Source organism: Aquirufa sp. (genome assembly GCF_044342065.1).
GTDB lineage: Bacteria > Bacteroidota > Bacteroidia > Cytophagales > Spirosomataceae > Aquirufa.
Genome location: NZ_JBIIQN010000023.1, coordinates 1 through 20,574, shown reverse-complemented (window position 1 = coordinate 20,574; position 20,574 = coordinate 1). Strand labels below are relative to the sequence as shown.

Below are 20,574 nucleotides of genomic sequence, written 5' to 3'. Positions count from 1 at the left end.
AATTCGGAATGTAGTTTTGCGAACTGAATTAAAATGTGAAAAACCAAGATGATGCTTTGCAAAAAATTAACACTCGTTAAAACCTTATTATCCTTTGCGATACTATTAGCAAGCTTAAGCGTAACATTTGCGCAAGATGCAGCAGAAGGCGAAACCCTATTCAAAAATAACTGTGCGGCATGCCACAATACCTCAGATGAAGTACTTGTAGGCCCTGGTTTAAAGGGGATTAGCGAAAGACGTCCAATCGAATGGATCGTTAAGTGGGTACATAATCCGCAGGCAGTAATTGCTTCAGGCGACAAGTATGCGGTAGACCTTTACAATAAGTTTAACAAGGCAGCTATGACTGCTTATCCAAACTTTACAGAAGCTCAAATTAAAAGTATCGTGGCTTATGTTGATGCTTCTAATGCAGCGCCAGCAGCACCGGCAGCGGGGGCAGCACCAGCAGAAGGTTCAGCAGCGCCAGCAGCACAAAGTTCTGGTGGAATGCTGGAATTGCTTTTAGTTGGTTTATTAATCATCATGGTATTAGTCTTGATCGCATTGCTATCAATCGTTAGTACATTAAGCAAAATCACCACTGGAGGTGAGACCGATGCTGAAAATCCTTTAATGCAACGTATCGCCGAAAATGCGAAAGCTTTAGCAGCTAATTCAGCAGTAAAAACGGGCATTTTAGTTTTGGCCTTGTTACTAGGAGGTAAAGCCACGATAGATGCAGCATATGGGGTAGGTATTCATCAAGGATATGCGCCAGAGCAACCAATTAAGTTTTCTCACAAATTACACGCCGGACAATATCAAATCAATTGCAACTACTGCCACACAGGTGTATATGAAGGAAAGGGAGGTAATGTTCCATCTGCTAACATCTGTATGAATTGCCACAATGCAATCAAACGTGAATCACCCGAAATTCAAAAAATCTATAGAGCCCTTGAAAATAATGAACCTATTCAATGGGTCCGTGTTCACAACTTGCCTGATTTAGCTTATTTCAATCACTCACAACATACTAACGTGGGTGGTTTAGAGTGTAAAAATTGCCATGGCGAAATTGAAAAAATGGAAGTAGTTGAGCAACGTTCATCTTTGACGATGGGATGGTGTATCGATTGCCACCGTGAAACAGATGTTAACGCTAAAGGAAATGCATACTACGACAAATTAGTAGAGGTGCATAACAAAGACAGCAAAACACCACTTAAAGTACAAAATATCGGTGGCTTAGAATGTTCTAAGTGTCACTATTAATCATATTACAATAGATTCAAAATTAGTCTGAATAAGAAAGATTATATGGAAAATTCGAACAAGAGGTATTGGAAAGGGATCGAGGAGTTAACCAATGAACCATCGTTTGTAAAAAATATCCACAATGAGTTTGGCAATATGCCCTCAGAAAATGATGCAAAAGGCGAAGCCCTAGTTGACGGTTCTGGAACTCATCGTCGTGACTTTTTAAAGATGTTGGGATTCGGTGTAGCTGCCGTTTCATTAGCAGCCTGTGAAGCACCTGTTAAAAACACCATTCCTTACTTGAACAAACCTGAGGATGTTGAGCCTACGATTGCCAACTGGTATGCGTCTACTTACACAGATGGTGGCGATTACGCTTCCATCCTTGTTAAGACTCGTGAAGGTCGTCCAATCAAAATCGAAGGAAATAAGTTGTCTTCGGTTTCAAAAGGAGCACTTTCAGGACGTGCGCATGCATCTGTTTTGAGTCTATATGACAACGAAAAATTAAAAGGTCCTCAAATTGGCGGAAAAGCAACAGATTGGAAACAATTGGATGCTGAATTCACCGCAAAATTAGCTGCAGTAGCAGCCAAGGGAGGACAAATAAGAATTGTATCCAATACGGTTCTTTCGCCAACGACGAAAAAGGTCATTGCTGATTTCGCGGCGAAATACCCAACAACACAGCATATCACCTATGATGCAAATCCAGCATACGGATTATCAGCTGCACATGGTGGCATTATCCCAAGCATTGATTTTAGTAAAGCAAAAACAATTGTTTCTTTAGGAGCCGATTTCTTAGGTTCTTGGATTGCCCCAAGTGAATTTTCTTCACAATGGGCGGTTACGCGTCGGGTTAGCTCTGAAAAAGGGGGCAAAAAAGATATGTCACGTCACTATCAGTTTGAGACAATCATGTCTACGACTGGTGCAAATGCTGACTACCGTGCAACATACAAGCCATCTCAAGAGGGTTTAGTAGCTGTAGCATTGTATAATGCGGTTGCCAAATTAACAGGTGCTGCTGGCATTGCTGGTTCAGCGGTTAAAGTTGAAAACTTAGAAAAAGCAGCAAAAGATTTAGTGGCATCAAAAGGTGCTTCCATCATCGTTGCCGGATCAAATGATCCAGAAATTCAAAAAATCGTTGCAGCTACCAACGCCTTAGTTGGTGCTTATGGCTCAACATTAAATACAGCAATCCCATTGAACTACCGTCAAGGTAATGATATGGCGATGGCCAACTTCATTAAAGAAGCAGGTGCTGGTAAAATTGGTGCCGTTGTTTTCTACAACGCAAACCCGGTATATAATCACCCAATGGGAGCCGCTTTAGCAACCGCTTTACCGAAAGTGGAAGTTAGTTTAGCAACAAACGATCGTGCAGATGAGACAGCATCTTTATGTCAATTCATTGCACCAGATTCGCACTTCTTAGAGTCATGGAATGATGCTGAGCCAAAAGCTGGTTTCTACTCTTTAACTCAACCAACGATTTCCCCAATCTTCAAAACACGTCAAGCACAATCAAGTTTCTTAACTTGGGCAGGTTTACCAAGTGATTTTGCAGCATACTTAGAAAGCAATTGGGAAAGCAATATCTTAAAAGGAGGAAAAGTTGCATGGAATAATGCCTTACATAATGGAATTTTTGAGCCGAACGCAGGTACTGTTTCTGCATCAAGCCCATCTGTTGATGTAATTGCGGCCGCTGCGGCAATCTCAAAAGCATATGCTGCTACATCTACAAGTTTAGAAATCGCTGTTTACGAGAAAGTAGGTTTAGGAACAGGATCTCAAGCAAATAACCCATGGTTACAGGAATTCCCTGAGCCAGTTTCAAAGGCTTGTTGGGATAATTATGCAGCCATTTCACAACCAACTGCAACTAAATTAAATCTAAAGCAAGGTGATGTTGTTGAGGTTAGCGCGAAAGGATACAAAGTATCACTTCCGGTATTAGTTCAACCAGGCCAAGCTCAAGACACCATTGCAATTGCCATCGGTTACGGTCGCACAAAAGCAGGTAAATCTGCGGATGGCGTAGGTGTAAATGCCTATCCATTTATTTCTGAAATCAACGGCGCTTGTGTAGGAACATGTACACAAGGTGTTGCTGTTTCTGCAACCGGAGAAACAAAAGATATCGCGCAAACGCAAACTCACCAAACGGTGATGGCACGTCAAGCAGTCGTTCAAGAAACCGTTTTAGCAGCTTTTGCAAAAGATGCTAAAGCTGGTAGTTTCACTCCGCGTGTTAAAACGTCTGAAGGCGAAAAAAACGCAACAGATTTAACGCTTTGGAATGGCCACGAATACAACAACCACGCGTGGGGAATGGTGATTGACTTGAATACCTGTACAGGATGTTCTGCATGTGTTATCTCATGTAACGCGGAAAACAACGTACCGGTGGTAGGTCGCCAAGAGGTAATTAATCGTCGGGAAATGCACTGGATGCGTATCGACCGTTATTACTCATCTGACGCGGAGGTAGAAGATTTGAAAGGGTTAGAAATTGCTTCGGATAATCCAGAGGTTATATTCCAACCGATGTTATGCCAGCACTGTAACAACGCTCCATGCGAAACAGTTTGTCCAGTATTAGCAACAACACACTCAACGGAAGGATTAAATCAAATGACCTACAACCGTTGTATAGGAACACGTTATTGCGCAAATAACTGCCCATACAAAGTACGTCGTTTCAATTGGTTCCGTTATTTCCAAACAGATGACTTTGATTTCCACTTCAACAACGATTTAGGTCGTATGGTAATTAACCCAGACGTAACCGTTCGTTCACGTGGGGTAATGGAAAAATGTTCTATGTGCGTTCAACGTATCCAAGAGGGTAAGTTGACAGCTAAGAAAGAAAAGCGCCGTCCAGTAGATGGCGAAATCCAAGTAGCTTGTGCACAGTCTTGCCCTACGAATGCTATTACATTTGGAGATATGAACGATCCAGCATCTGAAATCTCTAAATTATTACTGGTAGAGAAAGAGGGTCGTGCTTACCACGTAATTGAAGAAATTAACGTGAAGCCCAATATTTCTTACTTGAAGAAAGTTCGTAACAAGGATGCTAAGAAAGAAGCATAATTTTTTAATCGTAAAAAAGTAAATAAAAATATGTCGCACGTTGTATCACCCATAAGAGAGAAACTAGTTACTGGTGGAAAATCTTATTCCGATGTTACCCACGATATCTGCAAACAAGTAGAAGGAGAGCCTACCAAAGAATGGAAAATTGCATTCGGGATTTCTTGTCTTGTATTCATTTATGGTGCTTATTGCCTATTCTACACTTGGTGGCAAGGTATTGGCGTTTGGGGATTAAATAAAACCGTAGGTTGGGCTTGGGATATCACGAACTTCGTTTGGTGGGTTGGTATCGGTCACGCGGGAACCTTGATCTCAGCAGTATTATTATTATTCCGTCAAAAATGGAGAACTTCTATTAACCGTTCTGCGGAGGCGATGACCATTTTTGCCGTACTTTGTGCTGCATCATTTATCCTTGCGCACATGGGACGCCCATGGTTGGCCCACTGGGCTTTACCACTTCCAAATGCATTTGGTTCATTGTGGGTTAACTTTAACTCGCCATTGGTTTGGGACGTTTTCGCGATTTCGACGTATTTATCCGTTTCATTGTTATTCTGGTATATGGGTCTAGTACCAGATTTGGCGACGATTCGTGACCGTGCGACAACAAAGGGTCGTAAATTTTGGTATGGCTTTTTCAGCTTAGGTTGGACAGGTTCTTCAAAGACTTGGGCACGTTATGAGTACATGTCCTTAATCTTGGCAGGTATCTCTACACCACTTGTACTTTCCGTACATACAATCGTATCCATGGACTTTGCAACGTCTGTTATCCCAGGATGGCATACGACGATCTTCCCTCCATATTTCGTGGCGGGTGCGATCTTCTCAGGTTTTGCGATGGTTCAAACCTTATTATTAATTACACGTGTGGTTTTCAAATTAGAGGATTACATCACAATCGAGCATATCGAAATGATGAATATCGTTATCACGGTAACGGGTTCAGTCGTAGGTATCGCTTACTTAACTGAATTCTTTATCGCTTGGTATTCAGGTGTGGAATATGAAAGTTATGCATTTATCAACCGTGCCACAGGTCCATATTGGTGGGCATATTGGATGATGATGACATGTAACGTTATCTCTCCACAGTTATTCTGGTCGAAGGCGATTCGTACCAACTTGCTCGTTTCATTCTTCTTATCGATCGTAGTAAACGTAGGTATGTGGTTTGAGCGTTTTGTAATTATCGTAACCTCACTACACCGTGATTACATCCCATCTTCATGGGCTATGTTCTCCCCTACGATGTATGATATTGGTGATTACATTTTCTCATTTGGTTTATTCTTTACCTTATTCTTCCTATTCGCTAAGTATTTACCTGTAGTAAATATGGCAGAGGTAAAATCGGTAATGAAGGGCGTTTCCTCAAATTTCCCAGCGAAAAAGGCAAAGGCGGCTAAGAAAACAGAAGAATAATTAACAAGCAATTCGAAATTAAAACAATATGAGTTCGACAACTAATTACATTTTGGGAGTTTACGACGACGAGGATGAGGTTTTACATGCTGTAACAGCAGTAAAGGCTAAAGGAATCAAAATCGAAGATGTATTTACCCCATTCCCGATTCACGGTTTAGATGTAGCAGTAGGTCATGCGCGTACGCGTCTACCAATCGCGGCATTTATGTTTGGAACATTAGGTTTGATTTGTGCCTTGTCACTAATCAGCTATACCATGGTATTTGATTGGCCTATGATTATAGGGGGTAAAGATTTCTTTGCCTTGCCAAACTGGATACCGGTGACCTTTGAAGGAACTGTACTATTTACTGCCTTTGGATTAGTTTCTACTTTCTGTATCACAAATGATTTGTGGCCAGGAAATAAAACGCTTCCATTAGATATCCGTACGACAGATGATAAATTTGTGATGGCAATCAATGTTGACAAAAACAAAGTAAGTGCCGCTGATATTAAGAAAGCCTTGAAAGATTCTGGCGCAATAGAAGTAAATACTAAATAATTAACCAAGAACAATTGTTCACGAAGAAGCATAACAAGATGTTTAATCCAAGAATTAAATTCGTTTTATTAGCTGGTGTAGTTGCAGGCTTAATGTCATGCGGTACAGACCCGAACGATACGGGAACAGAATTTGCTCCCAACATGTATCATTCGGTTGGGTACGAACCCATGACTCAAACCCAAGGAGACACCAATACCATCAACCCATTAGGCATGAACATGCGTTTACCTGTTCAAGGTACTGTAGCTCGCAAACGCTATACAGGTTCAGATAGCTTAAAGCAAGCATTTTTAGCTCAGGAAATGATCGCTAAAACGATTCCAAATGATAGTATTTCGTATTCTGAGAAATCATTATACAATCCAATCGCCGCTACTCCAGAGAACATCGAGGCAGGTAAAACTCAATATGAGCGTTTTTGCCAGCATTGTCATGGAGAAACAGGTAAGGGAGATGGGTTAGTGGCAAAGGCTTACAAAGGAGTACCTGTTTACTCAAGTGATGCATTAAAAACAATGAATGACGGACATATTTACCATGTCATTACGCACGGAAAAGGAAGAATGTGGCCACATGGCTCTCAAATAACTTCGGAAAACCGGTGGAAAATCGTGCTTTATGTTCACGAGTTACAAAAACAATAATTCAATCAATTTAAATTAAATAGAGATCAAGATGGCGGGACATTCACATTTTTCCCCAGCAAACGTTGAAGAGCATTTTGAATTTAGTGCTGAAGGCAAAAAACGTATAATTTATGCTTTCATCGCTGGTTTAGTAGCTTTAGCGCTCGGTATTTACCTTTTGTCAAAAGGGGAAGCTGGCGGTCACGAAGTAGCGAATGCAGGACACGATGCAGTTAAAGCAGGACATGAAACAGCTGGCGAACACCTTTCAGGCGGAGCCGTTTCTCACCAAGAAGGTGCCGAAGAACATTACGATTGGACAAACCGTATTTGGGCAAACGTTTGGTTAAATGCTGTATTCTTTACGGGAATTGCCGTTGTCGGAATGTTTTTTGTTTCCTTGCAATACTTAACAAAATCAGGCTGGTCTGCGGTCATGAAGCGTGTTCCAGAGGCTTTCCCAAAGTTTTTATATATTTCTTTGCCAATCTTGGTAGCTGTATTTTTATTCAAGGGAGATGTTATTTTCCACTGGATGCACCACGGCGTAACTGAAGTAGGAAGTGAGAACTATGATAAAATCATTGAGGGCAAATCGGGTTATTTGAACAAAACTTTCTTCTTAATCCGTTTAGTAGGTTTTGGCGCATTATGGATTCTATTATGGAACATGTTGCGTAAAAAATCTTTGGAGGAAGATCTCATTGGTGGAACTGATTTATTTACACAAATGGTTAAAATCGGAACTGCATTTATTGTCGTATTTGGTGCGTCTAGTTCAATCTTTGCATGGGATTGGGTAATGTCCATCGATACACACTGGTTCTCAACCATGTTCGGTTGGTACATGTTCGCATCTTGGCATGTAACAACCTATGCTGTTATTGTATTAGCTATACTATACTTAAAAGATAAAGGGCTAATGGGCTATGTAAATGATAACCACTTACACGATTTAGGTAAGTTTATGTTTGCATTCTCTATTTTCTGGACTTACGTATGGTTCGAGCAATTCTTGTTGATCTACTATGCCAACCTACCAGAGGAAACCATTTATTTCTTAGAGCGATGGGAAGGACATAATAAATTATACAAAACATCAGAAATTTTAATGGTAATCTTAAACTTCTTACTGCCCTTTTTAGTTCTTATGACACGTGATGCCAAAAGAACTCGAATTTTCTTGAAAATCGCGGCATTCTTAATCATTGCAGGTCATTATATAGACTTTTACCAAATGATTATGCCAGGTGTAGTAGGAAAACATGGGGGTTACGGTTTAGTTGAGTTTGGAATGGTTACCGTTTTTGCATCTGCTTTCATTTATGTGATTTCAGATGAATTGACAAAAGCTTCTTTAATTGCAAAGAATCACCCATTCTTACCAGAAGCATTACATCACGATATTTAGTATTAAGCGATTACGATTTTAACAAATACATATATGAATTACCTAATTGGTCTTTTATCCGTCGTTTTCTTCATCTTAGCAATTTCTGTAATTGCTAAAAGCATGAAAATAAATAAGAACCTTGCCAAAGCAGAAGATGAGTCATCAGCCGTTGATTCGAGTAATAATGCCAATGCATACGGGATGTTAATCTTTTGGTTGTTGGGAACTATCGCAGGGGTTTGGTCTTTCTTAAACAGCTTACCTGATTTTCTACCAGAAGCAGCATCTAAACACGGTCTGGATACCGATAAAATGTTTTGGGTATCTATGGCGGTTGTTACACTTGCTTTCTTTATTACCAATACCTTATTGCTATATTTTGCGTTTAAATACCGCTACAATAAATATAGAAAAGCGACATTCTATCCAGTAAACCACAAGTTGGAATTAATCTGGACAGTAATTCCTGCCGTTGTGATGGCAATCTTGGTTTTCACAGGCTGGAGAACTTGGCGCGATATTACGTCTCAAGCGCCAAGCGATGCGGTTGTTATCGAAATCACAGGTCACCAATTTGGATGGTATGTGCGTTATGCGGGTAATGATGATAACCAATTAGGTAATTATAATTACAAGTTAATCGATGAAACAAATAGCATCGGTATCGACTATACGGATAAGAATTCATTTGATGACTTTACAGCATCAGAATTACACCTTCCAAAAGGAAAGCCAGTATTGTTAAAAATTCATGCACAAGATGTTTTGCACTCGGTATATTTACCTTACCACCGTGTAAAAATGGATGCCGTGCCGGGTATGCCAACAAAATTTTGGTTTACGCCTAACATGTCAACGGACGAAATGCGTGCGAAGTTGAACAACAAGGATTTCAACTTTAAATTAAACTGTACGGAGATTTGTGGCCGCGGTCACTTCGGAATGGCCATTACGGTATTCGTAGATGAACCAGAAGATTATAAAAAATGGTGCGCTGAACAAAAACCATTCTTAGCGATGAATCCAGCTTATTTGGAAAAAGTTCCTGCAAACTTGAAAGCAAAAGCAAGCAAATACATTCCTGCTGAACCAATCACGACAGATAGTACTGCAAGCGCTGCAGCATTATAAAGATTTATATAAAAACACTAAGAAGAAAAATATACTACTATGTCAACTGCTACAACACACGCTGAAGAAGTTCACGTTCATTCACATGATCATGATCACGAACACGAGCATCATGAGCCAAATTTTATTCAGAAGTATATCTTCTCAGAAGATCACAAAACGATTGCCAAACAATACCTCATCATGGGTATACTCTGGGCATTTTTAGGTGGATCTTTATCGATTCTTTTCCGTTTACAATTGGGTTTCCCAGAAATGCAGTTGGAATGGCTACGTCCTTTGTTAGGAGGATGGATCGATGAGTCTGGTAAATTAGACAAAGAGTTTTATTTAGCTTTAGTGACAATGCACGGAACTATTATGGTGTTCTTTGTATTAACGGCAGGTTTATCTGGAACTTTCTCCAACTTTTTGATACCATTGCAAATTGGTGCACGTGATATGGCCTCAGGATTCATTAACATGTTATCCTTCTGGTTCTTCTTCTTGTCATCTGCCATCATGTTTTCATCGTTATTTATTGAGACAGGCCCTGCATCCGGTGGATGGGTAATTTATCCGCCACTAAGTGCGTTGCCACAAGCCATGCCAGGTTCGGGATTAGGAATGACATTGTGGTTGACTTCAATGGCATTTTTCATTGTGTCATCTTTAATGGGTGGAATTAACTACATCTGTACGATTATTAACTTGCGTACTCGTGGTATGACATTTACCAAAATGCCATTAACAATTTGGTCATTCTTCTTTACGGCTATTTTGGGATTATTATCCTTCCCAGTATTATTATCAGCTGCCTTGTTATTGATTTTCGACCGAAGCTTTGGTACATCATTCTACCTATCAGAAATCTATATTCAAGGACAAGCACTACCAAATGTAGGTGGTTCAGCTATTCTTTACCAACACTTATTCTGGTTCCTAGGTCACCCAGAGGTATACATCGTATTGTTACCAGCATTGGGTATGACATCTGAAATCATTGCAACCAATGCACGTAAGCCAATCTTTGGATACCGCGCGATGATTGGATCCTTGATGGGAATTACGGTACTCGCGTTTATCGTATGGGCTCACCACATGTTCGTAACCGGTATGAATCCGTTCTTAGGATCAGTATTTATGTTCCTTACTTTGATTATTGCGGTGCCTTCTGCAGTAAAAGCATTCAACTACATCACGACGCTTTGGAAAGGTAACTTGATCTTTACCCCAGCTATGTTATTCTCTATTGGACTTGTTTCCCTATTTATTTCAGGTGGGGTAACAGGAATTATTCTGGGTAATTCAGCGTTGGATATCAACTTACATGATACATACTTCGTAGTAGCTCACTTCCACTTAGTAATGGGATCTGCTTCATTTTTTGGATTGATGGCAGGGGTTTATCACTGGTATCCAAAAATGTTTGGGCGTATGATGAATAAAACCTTGGGATACATTCACTTCTGGGCGACTTTCGTAGGTGTTTATTGCGTATTTTTCCCAATGCACTACACGGGTATCGCAGGTTTTCCTCGTCGGTATTATTCATTTACAGCCTTAGGCAATGGTCGTGAAGAAGCATTCACTGATTTGAATATGTTCATTTCGATTGCTGCAATCTTAACATTCTCATCACAAGCCATTTTCTTTTGGAACTTCTTTTATTCGATGTTTAAAGGGAAAAAAGCAACAGAGAATCCTTGGAATTCAACTACGTTGGAGTGGACGACTCCGATAGAACCAGGTCACGGAAACTGGCCAGGTGAAATTCCTGCGGTATACCGTTGGCCTTATGATTATTCAAAGCCAGGTGCTGAATCAGATTTCATCCCTCAAAACGTTCCATATTCTGCAACACCAGAATCAAACTTACCTGAGGAAAATGAGGAAGTTGCAAAAGAAAAAGCAATTGAAAGTTTATTGGCTGCTCAAAACGAAAGTTATAACCGTTAATTAAACTGAAAAAATCAAAGATGCATCCGAATGAATCTCATTTAGATGCATCTTTTTTTTACCCCAAAATGGCCTTTAAAAAATTTGCAACTCTTTCACTCCTGAGCATTTATTTGCTTATCCTCGCTGGCGGTATCGTTCGCAGTACGGGATCAGGAATGGGATGTCCAGATTGGCCCAAGTGTTTTGGCCGTTTTATCCCTCCTACAAAGGTGGAGGAATTACCATTGCATTACGAGCAAATTTACCAAGACAAATTACACGGGGAAGTAGAATTCAATGCCACCAAAACCTGGATTGAATACATCAACCGGTTGATTGGTGCGCTGACTGGCTTTATCGTTTTAATCACAACTGTTTTAGCATACCGTGAAGGACGTAATGTATTCATCCCTACTTTGGCTGGACTCCTACTCATTCTAGCCAATGCCGTATTAGGAAAATATGTGGTAGACTCCTTTCTTTTACCAGGTGTGGTGACAACCCATATGTTATTGTCAATTGGAGTTATCTATTTTTTAGTCAAAGCAATTAACAATCAATCTTCATCAGAGCTTATTGCGCTGAAGAATCGTCAATGGATAGGCATAAGTTTGGTTCTCGTGTTAATTCAAATAATCTTAGGCACCCAAGTGCGTGAGAATATGGATCATGTGATTAAGTCTTTAGGTGAAGGCGCAAAAAACCAATGGATTTCTCAATTGGATTTTGTCTACATCATCCACAGAACTTTTTCTTGGTTTATCGTTTTAGGGCACTTGATTCTTTGGAATAAAATTAAATACTCCTCATTGCAATATTACCGCCATGGGATTATGTTTTTAATTGGTATTTCATTTATGACGGGCATTTTAATGGCCTATTTCGAGTTACCAATTGGCAGCCAAGCTGTGCATTTATTAATCTCTCTTGTTATAATGGGCTGGCACATTAGCTCTTGGATTCAAACAAAAAACGCATAAATGTCACGTATAAAACCTTATATCGCCCTATTAAAATCACGGTTATCCATGACTGTGGCGTTTTCGGGTACTTTTGGTTTTTTACTTGCGCCTGTTGAGCACAAGGCAATCGATATTGTTCTAATCTCATTAGGTGGATTTCTTCTAACTGGAGCGGCCAACATTGTTAATCAATTAAAAGAAATTGAATTCGATAAGTTGATGAAGCGAACGGCTAATCGCCCCTTACCTACGCAAACATTGACTCCCCAAAATGCACAAATTTATGGGCTAATCATTGCTGCGCTAGCAATCGGAATCTTGAGTTATTTTACTTGGAAAGCTGCAGCAATTGGATTGCTATCCTACATACTATATGGCTATGTGTATACACCCTTGAAGCGTGTAGGTCCGATTTCCGTATTTGTAGGTGCGTTTCCCGGTGCATTTCCACCGATGATCGGGTGGGTGGCCGCTACTCAACATTTTGGTTGGGAGCCCGGCATCTTATTTGCTATTCAATTTTTTTGGCAATTCCCACATTTTTGGGCTATTGCATGGGTAGCAGATGCTGATTACAAAAAAGCGGGTTTTCGTATGTTACCAAACGAGGGTAAGAAAGATTTAAAGACCGCATTTACGATCATGATTTATACGGTATTTTTGATCCCTTTGGGATTCTTACCATATATCATGCAAATGACCGGAATTACATCTGCCATTATAACAATTGTGGCAGGTAGCTTGTTCTTAGGACAGACCTTTTACCTCATGATGAAGCCAACAGATAAGGCCGCTCGCTGGATGATGTTTGGTTCCTTCATTTATTTATTAATTGTTCAAATCGCCTTTTTATTTGATAAAGTTAAGTTATGAAAAATCCAGAAGAACTATTAGCGGCGAACGAGACCCGCTCAGTCAATCCAAAAATCTTTACGATGTGGTTGTTCATCGTTTCCATTGTCATGTTATTTGCCGCATTCACAAGTGCATACTTAGTAAGAAAAGCAGAAGGCAACTGGGTTGAATTCGAATTGCCCGATTTGTTTTACTCCAGCACCGTGGTTTTACTAGGCAGTAGTATATCCATGCATTTTGCATATTTAGCTGCAAAAAAAGACCGATTTAATGCGCTTCGAATTAGTATTTCTATTACTTTTGTGCTCGGATTGGTTTTCCTACTAATGCAATATTATGGTTGGATCCAGTTAGTGGAGAAAAACGTATTTTTTGTAGGCAATCCGTCAGGTTCTTTTGTTTATGTATTTTCAGGCCTACATGGGCTACATTTAATCTCCGGATTGATTGTATTGTTGGTCGCTTTAGTAGGGGCCTTCCGTCTGAAAATTAACGCAAAAGCCTTGACACAAATTAAGATTTGTGCCACCTATTGGCATTTTTTAGATGCTTTATGGGTATATTTATTTTTATTTTTAGTATTTAACAATTAAGCAATTACCAATGTCAGTTGCACACACTGCCCCTGCTGTACCCGAAAACCTTTCATGGTCTGGTGGTTCAGAACCTTTAAAAGCGAGTTACGGAAAGTTAATGATGTGGTTTTTCCTACTATCGGATACCTTTACGTTTTCAGCCCTATTAATTACTTACGGAATGATTCGTTTCAGCCAACCTGCATGGGAAGGAACTCCTGATACGTTCTATTTTGCAACGACACACTGGCCTATCCCTGAAAAGGTGTTTGAGGCGGTTCCATTTTTACATGGAATGTCATTGCCCTTGGTTTTCGTAGGTATCATGACTTTCATTTTGATTGCATCTTCGGTAACCATGGTATTAGCCGTAGAAGCTGGCCACCGTGGTGATCGCAAAGACGTAGAGAAATGGATGCTTTGGACAATTGTAGGTGGCTTTACATTCCTAGGTTCACAAGCTTGGGAGTGGACACACTTTATTCACGGGCCAGAAGATTTATCGTTGGCAGCGAAGCAATTAGTTGACGGAGTAATGACACCCATCGAAGGCGCGAATTTAGTACGTAACCCGTATGGTCCTCCTGCCTTTGCCGATCTATTTTTCTTCATTACAGGATTCCACGGTACCCACGTATTCTCAGGCGTTATTTTGAATATCTTGATTTTCTTTAATGCGGCAACTGGCGTTTACGAGCGCAGAGGACATTATGAAATGGTTGAGAAAGTAGGTCTTTACTGGCACTTTGTTGACTTGGTTTGGGTATTCGTATTTACCTTCTTCTATTTAGTATAATCTTTATTCATTGATATTATGGCTCACGTAGCACACGACACTTCTGAAAAAGAAATTGCCCCTCCAAACACCGGAGCGATTTGGAAAACATTTTGGATCTTATTAGTCCTTACGGCTATTGAATTCGTTATCGCATTCACAATGCCCGCAAACACCTTGCGCGTTGCTATATTCTGTGGTATGACCATCGTAAAAGCATTTTACATCGTAGGGGAATTCATGCACTTAAAGCATGAAGTGAAGTCATTGATTTGGATGATTTTAGTTCCGACACTCTTTGTAGTTTGGCTATTAGTAGCTTTGATCTACGAAGGCGGAAACATGTATTAGTCAACCCATTTTCCTTTTAGGAATTATGAATAAGAAGACAGGCATCTTATTACTTACGTTAATAGTGCCTGTCTTTATCTTTTTAGGGCTAAAGACTTTCGGCACGAATCATTACACTTTGCCACGCTATGTCCCAGCAATTGATTCTGCTACTGGTGAAATCAAAATGGCAAAGCGCCTTAATCCTCGCTGGAATGAATCCGAAATGGATACCGTTTTTCAAACGATTCCAGCTTTTGAACTTACCGACGAATCAGGTAAAGCTTTTTCATCAAAATCACTACAGGGGAAAATTTACGTAGCGAATTTCTTCTTTACGCGCTGCGGAACCATCTGCCCTAAAATCACTTCACAGGTTAGCCGGGCAACTGACGTTTTCAACCAAGACCCCGAAGTTCGTTTTATATCCATTTCGGTTGACCCAAAATTTGACGAACCTAGCAAGCTTTCAGCCTATGCCAAACGTTTTGATGCAGATTCTACCCGCTGGAGCTTTTTAACAGGGGCAAAAAAGGTGATTTATCCTTTAATCTTGAAAGGCTTCCATGTGCCTTTGGCTGATGCGTCAGAATATGATGCTGCCATAAAAACACCTGACGAAACTTTTATCCATTCTGAGCGTTTAGTATTAGTTGATAAGCTAGGCGTTATTCGGGGATTTTACAACGGAACAGATAAGAAAGAAGTAGACCGCATGATTATGGAAATCAAGGTTTTGAAAAATATATATAGTACAGAATAAAATGATGTTGACATTAACTAAATCACCTAAAAACAATTTGATCATTAATGTGATCTCCGTCGCTATTCCTTTAGCGGTTGCAGGACTCTTGTCTTTACCAAGTAAATTACCGTTGGGAGATTGGACGAAAATTTTGCCGCATTTTATTGGCGTAATTAATAGTACTACGGCGATCAGCTTAATTATAGCGTTAGTTGCTATTAAAAAGAAGAATATTGAAGGGCACCGTAAAGCCATGGGGGCCGCTGTATTACAAGGGGCCATATTTTTGGTTTTGTATATTCTTTACCACATTTCAAATGAATCAACAAAATTTGGTGGTGAAGGTCTTATTAAATCTGTGTACCTTTTCTTGCTTTCCTCACACATTATTCTTTCGATTGGTGTGGTGCGTTTGGTGCTAATGTCATTATATCACGCATTAACCGGGGAAATTGAGGCTCATAAAAAATCGGTTAAATGGGCCTATCCTATTTGGTTGTATGTTTCAGTTTCAGGAGTAATTGTTTATTTGATGATATCCCCTTATTATGTTTAAGCGTATTCTATTTCTCGCCTTACTGATTATGTTATTTCAATTGGATGCACAGGCACAATGCGCCATGTGTAGAACTACCGTTGAAAGTACCCTTTCTAATGGCCGTTCAAATATCGCAACAGGCTTAAACACGGGAATTTTATATTTATTGACAGCTCCGTATTTACTGGTTGCCGTTATTGCATGGCTTTGGTTCAGACAGAGCAAGCAGGAGCAAAAAGAACGCATAGCTAAATGGCAATTACGTCAGCGCGTTTCGCAATTACTCAACAAGAGTAATTAATCCCAAATCGGGTATTGGGTCAACTTAATCGTCTCGCCAAAGAAAATTTGCGTTGACTTTTCGAATGAGTCTGTGTAATCCGAAACGTAAAATTGGCGTGTAGGAATCGATTGATTCTCAATCAATAAATCTCTTTCGGACAAAATCGCCTTAATCGTGGCCGCGACAATGCGTGACGTATCAATCACAGGTATGGTACCCTGGAAATAGGCATCAATCTGTTTCTTGATTAACGGATAGTGAGTACATCCCAAAATCAATCCTTCAATATGGGCTAAATTAGGGTGACCCAAATATTCTTTAATAATCTGTTCAGAAATATTGTTGTTGAAAAACCCTTCTTCAATCATGGGGGCCAACAAAGGGGTGGCGAGTGATTTGATATGAATACCCTTACCTAATGCTTCGGCTTTCGAGGCATAGATACCTGAATTAACGGTTTGTTTGGTACCAATAAGACCCAAGGTCTTTCCTTCCCATGAATCGTTTAAATAATCAATCACAGGGTCAATCACATTGACCACAATGGCTTTCGTGCCCACGTAGGTCTTCACTAAATCATAAGCTGCAGCTGATGCTGAATTACAGGCAATTAAAATAAGTTTGCAATTCTTTTCCATTAAAAAATTACAAATTTTCAACGAGTAGGATTGGATTGATGTCGCGGATTTGTCTCCATAGGGAAGATGCGCGGTGTCACCAAAGTAAATAATATTTTCCTGGGGCATTAACTCCGTAATGGCATGTGCCAGCGTTAATCCGCCGATTCCACTATCAAAAATCCCAATTGGTTGTGCGTTTGGCATAGCTATGTAATTCCCCGTAAAGAACGGAATTTTGGGTTTCTTTTCAAACCTACGCAACCATTTCTGCATTTTTGCCATCTTTACGTTTAATTAACATTTTGCCAACGTTGTACAATCATTTACCTCCCGAAGAACAAGAGCGCGCATTGGTGCATTCCTGCAAAAAACAGGATCGTAAAGGGCAACATGCGACATTTAATCGGTATTCGGGAAAAATGATGGCCGTTTGTCGGCGTTATTTGGGACAAGGTCCAGATACAGAGGATGCGCTTATGGAAGGATTCATGAAGGTATTCTCCAAAGTGGAAACATTTAATGAGGTCGGAAGTTTTGAAGGTTGGATTCGAAGAATCATGGTCAATGAGTGTTTGATGAAAATCCGAAAGCGAGGGGATGTTAAAACACAAGATATTGAAGAGGTTTGGGATATTGGACAGCCTGAGGATGTATTGATGCATTTACGAACAAATGAAATCGAAGCATTAATTGCAGAATTACCTCCAGGTTATCGAACCGTTTTTAATTTATATGCCATTGAAGGGTACACACATGACGAAATAGCTACCCAGTTAAACATATCAGCGGGAACCTCTAAGTCGCAATTATCAAGAGCAAGAACGTTGATCCAACAAAAATTAAAATTAATTGAATCATGAAAGAGCCAAATAATACTTCTTGGGAAGCGCTTGAAAAAGCTTGGCAAAAGCAAATTCAAGAGACGAGCGACGAGGTCCCGTCAAGATTATGGGATGAACTGGCGACCCGTTTAGATGAGAAACCGGCAAGGCCTCTGTGGACACGTGTGAGTTTAAGTCCATGGACCTGGTCAGCGGCGGCAATAATAGCTATTGTAATTGGAATTAACTGGGAAAGTAGCACACCCACTACCCATCACACCGTGGCTAAGGCAAAGGTTCAAGCGCCAGTTAACGAGCAGATTAACGTAGTTGTTCAAGAAAAGAAAGAGGAAAAAGACATACGCCATACATATGTTGTAAAGAACCAACCGAAACCCGTAATCCTTAGTCCTTCTCAGGAAGAAGCAACATCAAACATTGAGCAAGTTGTGGTTAGTGAACAGCCGGGTGTGGCCCTAGCAAAGGCAGCGGAAAAACCCGAGCAAGCAGAGGAGATTTGGGTACGTATTGACATCAATCCAGTAGAGGAAAACGCGAAACCCATTGCGTTAGCCCAGCAGGATTCCCCTGTGATAACCAAGAAAAAAACCTTCATTGGGCGCATTTTGAAACAAGTTAAACAAGTAGCCGCAGGTGAACAGCTCAACTGGCAGGAATTAAAAGAAGGGAACCGCCCCTTAGAAGACGGGATTCATCTGGTAGTAAATACCTTTTATCGTACCGAACAAAGTATTAAACAAACATTTCAAATACAATGAGAACATTATTAATTATCGCACTATTGGGCTTGACCCAGCAACTTTTTGGAAAAACTAATCCAGATAGTTTATTATTGAAAATTGACAAACGCAATCAAACCCTCATTGGGGAGAAACCCGATAAAAATAAAACATTGCGGGAGGAATTGGATAAAGTTTTTCAAAGCAAGGGCTTAGTATTGTCGGATAGTTTATGGCAACAAATTCGGACGGTTATTCGGACCGACTCGGAGGGCGATAGTAGTCTTTCATTACAAATTGGGAATAGTAAAGTGAAAATTGGTGTAATCAAGTCGGGAGCCCAATACGATTCGCCTCAAAAAACATTTAAAATGACTTATCCGAATGATGAGCGTGTTTTTAGGGTGAAAAAAGATAGCTTAGGAAAATCCATCGTTATTCGAAGTGATGGAAAAGAGGAAGTTCGCGTGGGATGGAATGGCATTCATGTCAAAGATGGCAAGGAAGAAGTACACGTGGATTGGAATGGTGTCCAAGTAAAAGAGGCGAATGGGGAGGAGACAAAAGTCATCTGGGGGAGAGATTCAACCAAAACCCAGTCTAAGGATAAAAAAATGAATTTATATGAAAGAAAAGGCTTTAATGTATATATTGGGCTTAATGGCCTGACAGGTGATATGCCAGAAAATGTCATTGCCATTTACCCGAGCCCCTTTCTCAATACAGATAAAGAACTTAAGCCATTAGGTTCTCGATTTGTAAGTCTGGATTTCACCTCTGCGGCTACGATTGCACGCGGCAAGAAAAGTGCCTTTAAGTTGGGATATGGTTTTGCATTTGATTGGTATAATTTCATGTTTGATCATAACCGCGTGGTAACCAAAACCGCATCGGCAACGAATTTCCAACCTATCCTGGATGCACAGCAGAATGAAATTCAATTGAATAAAAATAAATTAACCGCATCCTATATTTCTTTACCGATTGTACCCCATGTGGTATTTAGCAAGCAGTCGGCGATCAAAATGATCGGATTAGGGGGTTATGTGAGTTACCGATTGGATAGTTGGACGAAGACCATTGAAGAAAAGACTGATAACTTAACTCGAAATGGTTCTAATTTCAACTTGAACCAGGTCCGTTACGGGGTGAAGGCAGAGGTAGCATTAAAACATGTGGGAGAATTGTTCTTTAATTATGATTTAACACCTTTGTTTGAGAAGAATTATGGTCCTCAATTAACCGCATTTAGCTTCGGATTTAAACTATAATAAAAAAATATCACATTTTTTTTAGCGAGTGCTTTGCAGAAATCAAAAAAGGAGGTACTTTTGCGAACTATTTCAGCAAAACGTTTCGTTGAAATAAAGTGAGGGGATATACCAGAGCGGCCAAATGGGGCAGACTGTAAATCTGCTGGTGAATGCCTACGGTGGTTCGAATCCATCTGTCCCCACATTTATTTAAATGCATTTAGCTTCTTTTTACAGGAGAAGTTAAGCCAGCGGGAGTAGCTCATTTGGTAGAGCGATAGCCTTCCAAGCTATAGGTGGCGGGTTCGAGCCCCGTCTCCCGCTCAGAATAAAGAATATTACTTAGGGAAAAGCTTCCTGAGTAGTATTTTTATTTATGGGGAGTCGAAAGAGACGAACCGAATGGCCGCAAGGTTTTGCCTTTGTAGCTCAGTGGTAGAGCACTTCCTTGGTAAGGAAGAGGTCGGCAGTTCAATCCTGCTCAAAGGCTCTAGGCATGGAAGCAAGCCGAATTTGAAAACGTATAATTTGAAATTTTTTATAACTTAATTAAGAACTAAATAATCATGGCAAAAGAGAATTTTGACCGAAGTAAACCCCACGTTAACATTGGTACAATTGGCCACGTTGACCACGGTAAAACAACTTTAACAGCTGCTATCACTAAAGTTCT

At 40.2% G+C, this 20,574-nt stretch carries 21 protein-coding genes and 3 tRNA genes; 23 read left to right on the top strand and 1 reads right to left on the bottom strand.

Annotated features, from left to right (window positions below; translation table 11 throughout):
- The first annotated feature begins 48 nt into the window (after positions 1-48).
- The 16 genes from ACIQZ2_RS08730 to ACIQZ2_RS08655 all read left to right on the top strand — a co-directional run bounded on the left by ACIQZ2_RS08730 (position 49) and on the right by ACIQZ2_RS08655 (position 16,485).
- Positions 49-1,260: a cytochrome c3 family protein gene (locus ACIQZ2_RS08730; RefSeq protein ID WP_395768467.1), complete on the top strand. Its 1,212-nt coding sequence runs from the start codon at positions 49-51 to the stop codon at positions 1,258-1,260.
- A gap of 45 nt (positions 1,261-1,305) precedes the next feature.
- On the top strand, positions 1,306-4,353 hold the full coding sequence (locus tag ACIQZ2_RS08725; protein WP_395768466.1) for a TAT-variant-translocated molybdopterin oxidoreductase: 3,048 nt from the start codon (positions 1,306-1,308) through the stop codon (positions 4,351-4,353).
- A 30-nt stretch (positions 4,354-4,383) separates the two neighbouring features.
- Positions 4,384-5,784, top strand: coding sequence for an NrfD/PsrC family molybdoenzyme membrane anchor subunit (gene nrfD / locus ACIQZ2_RS08720; protein WP_395768465.1), 1,401 nt, complete (start codon positions 4,384-4,386; stop codon positions 5,782-5,784).
- Between the two features lie 28 nt (positions 5,785-5,812).
- Entirely contained in the window at positions 5,813-6,331 is a 519-nt protein-coding gene (locus tag ACIQZ2_RS08715; RefSeq protein WP_395768464.1) for a DUF3341 domain-containing protein, read from the top strand.
- 38 nt (positions 6,332-6,369) lie between these two features.
- On the top strand, positions 6,370-6,978 hold the full coding sequence (locus ACIQZ2_RS08710; RefSeq protein WP_395768463.1) for a c-type cytochrome: 609 nt from the start codon (positions 6,370-6,372) through the stop codon (positions 6,976-6,978).
- A gap of 31 nt (positions 6,979-7,009) precedes the next feature.
- Positions 7,010-8,371 carry a quinol:cytochrome C oxidoreductase gene (locus ACIQZ2_RS08705; protein WP_395768462.1) on the top strand — a complete coding sequence of 454 codons (1,362 nt, stop codon included), beginning with the start codon at positions 7,010-7,012 and terminating at the stop codon, positions 8,369-8,371.
- A 33-nt stretch (positions 8,372-8,404) separates the two neighbouring features.
- The gene (locus ACIQZ2_RS08700) at positions 8,405-9,484 is read left to right on the top strand and encodes a cytochrome c oxidase subunit II (protein ID WP_395768461.1); all 1,080 of its coding nucleotides are present in this window, start codon (positions 8,405-8,407) and stop codon (positions 9,482-9,484) included.
- Positions 9,485-9,523: 39 nt separating this feature from the next.
- Positions 9,524-11,422: a cbb3-type cytochrome c oxidase subunit I gene (locus tag ACIQZ2_RS08695; RefSeq protein ID WP_395768460.1), complete on the top strand. Its 1,899-nt coding sequence runs from the start codon at positions 9,524-9,526 to the stop codon at positions 11,420-11,422.
- Positions 11,423-11,490: 68 nt separating this feature from the next.
- Positions 11,491-12,384, top strand: coding sequence for a heme A synthase (locus ACIQZ2_RS08690; protein ID WP_395768459.1), 894 nt, complete (start codon positions 11,491-11,493; stop codon positions 12,382-12,384).
- Complete coding sequence (cyoE, locus tag ACIQZ2_RS08685; RefSeq protein WP_395768458.1) at positions 12,385-13,239, top strand: heme o synthase; 855 nt, start codon at positions 12,385-12,387, stop codon at positions 13,237-13,239. It abuts the gene before it with no gap.
- Positions 13,236-13,814: a heme-copper oxidase subunit III gene (locus ACIQZ2_RS08680; RefSeq protein ID WP_395768457.1), complete on the top strand. Its 579-nt coding sequence runs from the start codon at positions 13,236-13,238 to the stop codon at positions 13,812-13,814. Before cyoE ends, ACIQZ2_RS08680 begins: the two co-directional genes overlap by 4 nt.
- A gap of 10 nt (positions 13,815-13,824) precedes the next feature.
- Positions 13,825-14,592, top strand: coding sequence for a cytochrome c oxidase subunit 3 (locus ACIQZ2_RS08675; RefSeq protein WP_395768456.1), 768 nt, complete (start codon positions 13,825-13,827; stop codon positions 14,590-14,592).
- 18 nt (positions 14,593-14,610) lie between these two features.
- The gene (locus ACIQZ2_RS08670; RefSeq protein ID WP_395768455.1) at positions 14,611-14,922 is read left to right on the top strand and encodes a cytochrome C oxidase subunit IV family protein; all 312 of its coding nucleotides are present in this window, start codon (positions 14,611-14,613) and stop codon (positions 14,920-14,922) included.
- Positions 14,923-14,947: 25 nt separating this feature from the next.
- Positions 14,948-15,664: an SCO family protein gene (locus tag ACIQZ2_RS08665; RefSeq protein ID WP_395768454.1), complete on the top strand. Its 717-nt coding sequence runs from the start codon at positions 14,948-14,950 to the stop codon at positions 15,662-15,664.
- Position 15,665: 1 nt separating this feature from the next.
- Positions 15,666-16,202 carry a DUF420 domain-containing protein gene (locus ACIQZ2_RS08660; protein WP_395768453.1) on the top strand — a complete coding sequence of 179 codons (537 nt, stop codon included), beginning with the start codon at positions 15,666-15,668 and terminating at the stop codon, positions 16,200-16,202.
- The gene (locus ACIQZ2_RS08655) at positions 16,195-16,485 is read left to right on the top strand and encodes a hypothetical protein (RefSeq protein WP_395768452.1); all 291 of its coding nucleotides are present in this window, start codon (positions 16,195-16,197) and stop codon (positions 16,483-16,485) included. The genes ACIQZ2_RS08660 and ACIQZ2_RS08655 overlap by 8 nt, the downstream gene beginning before the upstream one ends.
- Here ACIQZ2_RS08655 and murI read toward each other — a convergent pair.
- Entirely contained in the window at positions 16,482-17,291 is an 810-nt protein-coding gene (murI, locus tag ACIQZ2_RS08650) for a glutamate racemase (RefSeq protein ID WP_395768490.1), read from the bottom strand. The genes ACIQZ2_RS08655 and murI overlap by 4 nt on opposite strands.
- Before the next feature lie 98 nt (positions 17,292-17,389).
- Between murI and ACIQZ2_RS08645 the strand changes: the two genes are divergently transcribed.
- The 7 genes from ACIQZ2_RS08645 to ACIQZ2_RS08615 form a co-directional block, all read left to right on the top strand.
- Complete coding sequence (locus ACIQZ2_RS08645; protein ID WP_395768451.1) at positions 17,390-17,947, top strand: RNA polymerase sigma factor; 558 nt, start codon at positions 17,390-17,392, stop codon at positions 17,945-17,947.
- The gene (locus tag ACIQZ2_RS08640) at positions 17,944-18,687 is read left to right on the top strand and encodes a hypothetical protein (RefSeq protein WP_395768450.1); all 744 of its coding nucleotides are present in this window, start codon (positions 17,944-17,946) and stop codon (positions 18,685-18,687) included. The genes ACIQZ2_RS08645 and ACIQZ2_RS08640 overlap by 4 nt, the downstream gene beginning before the upstream one ends.
- Positions 18,684-19,919 carry a hypothetical protein gene (locus tag ACIQZ2_RS08635; protein WP_395768449.1) on the top strand — a complete coding sequence of 412 codons (1,236 nt, stop codon included), beginning with the start codon at positions 18,684-18,686 and terminating at the stop codon, positions 19,917-19,919. The genes ACIQZ2_RS08640 and ACIQZ2_RS08635 overlap by 4 nt, the downstream gene beginning before the upstream one ends.
- 102 nt (positions 19,920-20,021) lie before the next feature.
- Positions 20,022-20,104: transfer RNA gene (locus ACIQZ2_RS08630), tRNA-Tyr, on the top strand.
- A 48-nt stretch (positions 20,105-20,152) separates the two neighbouring features.
- Positions 20,153-20,225, top strand: a tRNA-Gly gene (locus ACIQZ2_RS08625).
- Between the two features lie 94 nt (positions 20,226-20,319).
- Positions 20,320-20,391: transfer RNA gene (locus ACIQZ2_RS08620), tRNA-Thr, on the top strand.
- A gap of 76 nt (positions 20,392-20,467) precedes the next feature.
- Positions 20,468-20,574 (top strand): GTP-binding protein (locus ACIQZ2_RS08615; RefSeq protein WP_395768489.1); only part of this gene is annotated, 107 nt, incomplete at its 3' end.

What these genes read in the sequence shown, in the direction of transcription:
- ACIQZ2_RS08640 (WP_395768450.1), top strand. Translation starts at nt 17,944, where the DNA reads ATGAAAGAGCCAAATAATACTTCTTGGGAAGCGCTTGAAAAAGCTTGG.
- cyoE (WP_395768458.1), top strand. Translation starts at nt 12,385, where the DNA reads ATGTCACGTATAAAACCTTATATCGCCCTATTAAAATCACGGTTATCC.
- nrfD (WP_395768465.1), top strand. Translation starts at nt 4,384, where the DNA reads ATGTCGCACGTTGTATCACCCATAAGAGAGAAACTAGTTACTGGTGGA.
- murI (WP_395768490.1), bottom strand. Translation starts at nt 17,291, where the DNA reads ATGCCAAACGCACAACCAATTGGGATTTTTGATAGTGGAATCGGCGGA.
- ACIQZ2_RS08705 (WP_395768462.1), top strand. Translation starts at nt 7,010, where the DNA reads ATGGCGGGACATTCACATTTTTCCCCAGCAAACGTTGAAGAGCATTTT.
- ACIQZ2_RS08665 (WP_395768454.1), top strand. Translation starts at nt 14,948, where the DNA reads ATGAATAAGAAGACAGGCATCTTATTACTTACGTTAATAGTGCCTGTC.
- ACIQZ2_RS08700 (WP_395768461.1), top strand. Translation starts at nt 8,405, where the DNA reads ATGAATTACCTAATTGGTCTTTTATCCGTCGTTTTCTTCATCTTAGCA.
- ACIQZ2_RS08655 (WP_395768452.1), top strand. Translation starts at nt 16,195, where the DNA reads ATGTTTAAGCGTATTCTATTTCTCGCCTTACTGATTATGTTATTTCAA.
- ACIQZ2_RS08635 (WP_395768449.1), top strand. Translation starts at nt 18,684, where the DNA reads ATGAGAACATTATTAATTATCGCACTATTGGGCTTGACCCAGCAACTT.
- ACIQZ2_RS08690 (WP_395768459.1), top strand. Translation starts at nt 11,491, where the DNA reads ATGGCCTTTAAAAAATTTGCAACTCTTTCACTCCTGAGCATTTATTTG.
- ACIQZ2_RS08725 (WP_395768466.1), top strand. Translation starts at nt 1,306, where the DNA reads ATGGAAAATTCGAACAAGAGGTATTGGAAAGGGATCGAGGAGTTAACC.
- ACIQZ2_RS08660 (WP_395768453.1), top strand. Translation starts at nt 15,666, where the DNA reads ATGATGTTGACATTAACTAAATCACCTAAAAACAATTTGATCATTAAT.
- ACIQZ2_RS08680 (WP_395768457.1), top strand. Translation starts at nt 13,236, where the DNA reads ATGAAAAATCCAGAAGAACTATTAGCGGCGAACGAGACCCGCTCAGTC.
- ACIQZ2_RS08670 (WP_395768455.1), top strand. Translation starts at nt 14,611, where the DNA reads ATGGCTCACGTAGCACACGACACTTCTGAAAAAGAAATTGCCCCTCCA.
- ACIQZ2_RS08695 (WP_395768460.1), top strand. Translation starts at nt 9,524, where the DNA reads ATGTCAACTGCTACAACACACGCTGAAGAAGTTCACGTTCATTCACAT.
- ACIQZ2_RS08675 (WP_395768456.1), top strand. Translation starts at nt 13,825, where the DNA reads ATGTCAGTTGCACACACTGCCCCTGCTGTACCCGAAAACCTTTCATGG.
- ACIQZ2_RS08730 (WP_395768467.1), top strand. Translation starts at nt 49, where the DNA reads ATGATGCTTTGCAAAAAATTAACACTCGTTAAAACCTTATTATCCTTT.
- ACIQZ2_RS08715 (WP_395768464.1), top strand. Translation starts at nt 5,813, where the DNA reads ATGAGTTCGACAACTAATTACATTTTGGGAGTTTACGACGACGAGGAT.
- ACIQZ2_RS08710 (WP_395768463.1), top strand. Translation starts at nt 6,370, where the DNA reads ATGTTTAATCCAAGAATTAAATTCGTTTTATTAGCTGGTGTAGTTGCA.